The sequence below is a fragment of the Brunnivagina elsteri CCALA 953 genome (assembly GCF_002289455.1).
Classification (GTDB): Bacteria; Cyanobacteriota; Cyanobacteriia; order Cyanobacteriales; family Nostocaceae; genus Brunnivagina; species Brunnivagina elsteri.
This window is the reverse complement of record NZ_NTFS01000481.1, coordinates 1-4,489: the sequence shown is the minus strand read 5'-3', so window position 1 is coordinate 4,489 and position 4,489 is coordinate 1. Positions and strand designations below refer to the sequence as shown.

Here is a 4,489-nt window from a genome sequence, read left to right as displayed (position 1 = left end):
CCGTGGAAGCAAGCTACGCGCAGCGTGTCGCTTTGCGACTCAGCGTCTACCGCGTTCCCGCAGGGTAGGGGAGGTATGGAGGGGTCAAATAATATGCAGCCTCATATAGAATTGGTATAAGCTTGAGGTGTGATATGCATGATTGGATTAAGCTCGGCTTATTACTTAATTTTTTTCACTCAAAATTGTATTTTTTATTTTACGTTTCTTTAAAAAACCAGACATGAAAGGACGAACACCTACAAAGTGCGATCGCAAAGGCGGTAAAATATGGGTCGTTTAAATCCCTACTCCCTACAAATGCAAATTACGCGAATGTTTGAACAAGGGCAATCGCTGTTTGCAACTACAAAAGTCCATGATTGGCTCAAGGAAAAGGGACATAATCCAATGGATTATGACGTGATTTTTAATCAAAAACCAGCACCTCCCGGTTCTAAATCGGTTATTGCTGTGGAAATTGAACTGCGTCGTAAAGATGGACAACCTGTAGACTCCTGGTTGCAAGAACAAGCTAACCTTCAAGCAGGATAAACGGATTTTGGATATATTCCCTGTCTTTAATAATCTCCCGTAGGGGTTAACGGTTGTTAACCCTAATTTTATTTTTATTTTTATTTTTATTTCACCTTTTCCCCAGCAATACAAGCCAAAAACCCAGCCACATAAGATAGTTGACTGGGTTTGTACTGGGTATAAGTCCCAAGGCTAATTATAATAAGTTGACTATAGAAGAGTTGCCATCATCACCAATACAACAACCGAGACGCTAATGATTTCGGAAAAGTTCCATTTAATTCAAATATTAAATAAACCAAACTTAAATAGGCAACAACGAAACATGGGCTGAAACAATTTTCCATCCTTCAGAGAAATGATGCCACATCTGGCTTTGTCTACCCTGACGCTCGACTCCATTGATAATCCGACGAAATTCTAACGTTACCGATGCAGAATCGTTGCTAAATGTAACCACTTTGAGATTATAAATGTTGCGATGGATTTTAAAATCAGTTCGGGAAGCGCGAAAATTACGAATTTCATCACCACCATACAAATTTTCCGTGACTCCAAACCTGACAACTTCCGGTGCATTCCAAAATAATTCATCGAGAATTTCTAATTTATTATTGCAAAGTGCATCCTCATATTTCATGTACAAATTGGTCAACTCTGCTACCACCGCAGGATTATTCACAGTATTCATTACTACATCTCCATTCCATCATTAATTACTTGTTATATACACGACTGTAAAGTATAAATAAATGTTTGTAGGAATATGAAAGTGCTGTGCCCATACTATCAGTAATACCGTCATAACTGTGTATTTAAAGATAATCAACGTGATTCCTCGCAAAACCGGAAATTGAACAGTTTTCTTGAATATTAAATTCAACAGAATGTAAAAATGTCTCCTATTTTACAAAATTTATGTTCTTGATAAGAAATTTGTCCGAAAAAATCATTTATTAATTTTATTTGTTACGGTAAAAAAAAGTTGTGGTTGTAACAGTTTCCAATGAATTATATTAATCTATGGACATCTGCCGACCATGCTTTAAACTACTTAGCTTTTGCAGATTCTATCCCCCATCGTACTGAGGGTGAAGCTGTACTTTTAGAACTAGTACCGAAAAATGTAAAGCGTATTCTTGACTTGGGAACAGGGGATGGTCGATTGCTGTCTTTATTAAAGATTGAACGACCGAAAGTTGAAAGTATAGCTGTTGATTTTTCTCCAACCATGCTGGAAGCTGCAAGAAAGCGATTTGCTGAGGATACAACAACAGAGGTAGTTGCTCATAATTTAGATGATCCATTACCTACTTCGTTATCAAAAAATGGTCGTTTTGATGTAGTGGTATCCAGTTTCGCCATCCATCATTTAATTCACACACGCAAAAAAACACTTTACACTGAAATTTTTGACTTACTCGAACCTGGTGGAGTCTTTTGCAACCTAGAACATGTAGCATCTCCGACACCTACTGTACACGCATATTTTCGGAAGGCAATCGGAATCGAAAATCAGCCAGAAGACCCATCTAACAAGCTTTTAGATGTAGAAACCCAACTAAATTGGTTGCGTGAACTTGGCTATATAGATGTTGATTGTTACTGGAAATGGCTGGAGTTAGGGTTGTTGGTTGGATTCAAACCAAACTAAGACCATTCATTGCAGTATTCAGTATAATAAATGAACTTAATTTGGCTATTGTTGCGGGCTTCTTCATTACAAGTTGCGATCGCAATTCTCACGGGTTTAATCAGTGGTGGAACTTCTGCGAGGTTAATTGCATTAATAAACAGTGCAATTAGCGGTAATTCTACTGAGGATTTAGCATGGCAATTTCCAACTTTGGCGTTAATCGTTTTAGTTAGTGGTATTATCTCCCAAGTTCTCCTGATTAAGCTTTCGCAAAATGCTGTTTATCGTTTGCGGTTGCGATTGAGTCAAGGAATTCTGTTTTCACCATTGCGTCATCTTGAGGAACTTGGTGCTAGTAAACTTTTAGCAACCCTGACTGAGGATGTGACAACATTATCAAATACAGTTTACGCAATTCCATTTATCTGTGTCGATATTGCTGTCATTGTTGGTTGTTTGGTTTATTTGCTGTGGCTATCGGGTGCAGCTTTTGCCTTTACTATCGGCTTTTTGATGATAGGAGTTGGTAGTGTCCAATTATTAATTAGTCGCGCCGATTATTTTTTAACATTAGCACGGGATGAACAAGATAATTTATTCAAGCACTTTCGAGCAATTACTGATGGCATCAAAGAATTAAAATTAAATGCTATCCGTCGGCAAGATTTCTTCAGCGAAGATTTACAGAATAGTGCGGCAAAATCCCGTAACCAAAATGCCGCTGCGCTTTTTACATATTCAATTTCGACAGGTTGGGGAAATTTATTATTTTTTGTCTTAGTTGGGTTGATACTTTTTGTAGTTCCACAAATTCTTACTATTAATTCATCTGTGCTAGCAGGATTTGTATTGACTTTGACGTACATGATGCTGCCAATGCAAAGTATTTTAGATAAATTACAACAACTGGCAAAGGCTAATGTTGCCTTACAAAAAATTGAAAGTCTTGGTTTAGAATTAGCAGCACAAACCGAAGATAATACGCTGATTTTACATCCGATTAACCAAAACTGGCATCAACTAGAATTACAGCAAGTTACTCATACATACAGAGGAGAAAAAGAAGATAGTAAATTTACTTTAGGTCCATTAGATTTAAGTTTTAGTCAAGGGGAAATAATATTTATTGTTGGTGGTAATGGTAGTGGTAAATCAACACTTGCCAAATTAATTACAGGTTTATATGTACCTGAATCAGGAAGAATTCGGTTGAATAAGAAGGTAATTACTAATGATAATAGAGAATGGTATCGTCAACATTTCTCAGCCGTTTTTTCCGATTATTACTTGTTTGAAAGACTCTCTGGAATCAGTAATAATTTTTCCAAGCAGCAAGCACAGGAATATTTACAGCAGTTAAAGCTTGATGATAAGGTTGAGATTAAACATCAGAAATTATCGACAATATCACTTTCACAAGGGCAAAAAAAGAGACTTGCTTTACTAGCAGCATATTTAGAGAATCGTCCCATTTATTTATTTGATGAATGGGCATCCGATCAAGACCCAATTTTTAGAGAGATTTTTTACAAACAAATTCTCATGAATCTTAAAAAGCAGGGAAAAACTGTTTTAGTGATTAGTCACGACGACCATTATTTCCCTATTGCCGATCGCGTGATTAAATTGGATTATGGGCAGATAGAATATGACAAGCGAAATCATGATTTTTCGTAAGTAAATTCTAATTCTGGGCAATCTTATTAAAAGGTACATCGGTAACGGGGTAAACTTCCCATCCAGCTGCATCAAAATGCCACCATTCGGTTACTAATCCTGTAAAACCTTGTTGTTTCATTGCATCTTCGAGTAACTGACGATTTTGGCGCGATCGCACAGTGCCACCATTATAACTACGGCGTGATTTGCCGCTAAATTCGTCAAATTGACTTGGCATTTCTAATTCCTGACCATTACCATCAACAAGGGTCAAATCGACGGCAGCACCACGATTGTGACGGGAACCTTGTGTGGGATTTGCCACATAATTCTCATCTGGTACTACTTTCCACATTTGCCTTTGTACAGATAGTGGTCTGTAGCAATCATATACTTTTAAACCTAATTTTTTCTGCTTTAGATTTTCTTGAATTTGTGCTAATTTTTTAGCTGTACCATATCGCAATACACACCTTGGTTCAGGATAGACTTTTTGTTTTAAAAAGTTATTATTTGTAGCATATTTAATATCTAAAATAATTTCACGGTTAATTGATTGAATATCGACAAGTTGGGATGGATTAATTTCTTGTTTATTTACATTTGGATGATTTTGATTGGGAGTTGGAGAACTATTTGAATTTGGTGATTGAGTGCTTAAACTAGTTTCTTCGGATG

General features: G+C 36.7%; 5 protein-coding genes. 3 read left to right on the top strand and 2 right to left on the bottom strand.

The annotated features are described in order from the left end of the window. Nucleotides 1–270 precede the first annotated feature (270 nt). Entirely contained in the window at nucleotides 271–534 is a 264-nt protein-coding gene (locus tag CK510_RS26810; protein ID WP_095724565.1) for a hypothetical protein, read from the top strand. A gap of 286 nt (nucleotides 535–820) precedes the next feature. On the opposite strand, the gene hpxZ is transcribed toward CK510_RS26810, so the two are convergent. Continuing rightward, complete coding sequence (gene hpxZ, locus CK510_RS26805; RefSeq protein WP_095724564.1) at nucleotides 821–1,207, bottom strand: oxalurate catabolism protein HpxZ; 387 nt, start codon at nucleotides 1,205–1,207, stop codon at nucleotides 821–823. Nucleotides 1,208–1,522: 315 nt separating this feature from the next. Between hpxZ and CK510_RS26800 the strand changes: the two genes are divergently transcribed. Then, the gene (locus CK510_RS26800; RefSeq protein WP_095724563.1) at nucleotides 1,523–2,170 is read left to right on the top strand and encodes a class I SAM-dependent methyltransferase; all 648 of its coding nucleotides are present in this window, start codon (nucleotides 1,523–1,525) and stop codon (nucleotides 2,168–2,170) included. Between the two features lie 30 nt (nucleotides 2,171–2,200). Next, nucleotides 2,201–3,829: a cyclic peptide export ABC transporter gene (locus CK510_RS26795; protein ID WP_095724562.1), complete on the top strand. Its 1,629-nt coding sequence runs from the start codon at nucleotides 2,201–2,203 to the stop codon at nucleotides 3,827–3,829. A 7-nt stretch (nucleotides 3,830–3,836) separates the two neighbouring features. Here the strand turns inward: CK510_RS26795 and CK510_RS26790 are convergent. Next, nucleotides 3,837–4,489, bottom strand: a 653-nt coding sequence (locus CK510_RS26790) for a M15 family metallopeptidase (RefSeq protein WP_143289456.1), incomplete at its 5' end; no start/stop codon positions are given.

Excerpts from the sequence above, each read along its gene's own strand:
- CK510_RS26810 (WP_095724565.1), top strand. The coding sequence starts at position 271 with ATGGGTCGTTTAAATCCCTACTCCCTACAAATGCAAATTACGCGAATG.
- hpxZ (WP_095724564.1), bottom strand. The coding sequence starts at position 1,207 with ATGAATACTGTGAATAATCCTGCGGTGGTAGCAGAGTTGACCAATTTG.
- CK510_RS26800 (WP_095724563.1), top strand. The coding sequence starts at position 1,523 with ATGAATTATATTAATCTATGGACATCTGCCGACCATGCTTTAAACTAC.
- CK510_RS26795 (WP_095724562.1), top strand. The coding sequence starts at position 2,201 with ATGAACTTAATTTGGCTATTGTTGCGGGCTTCTTCATTACAAGTTGCG.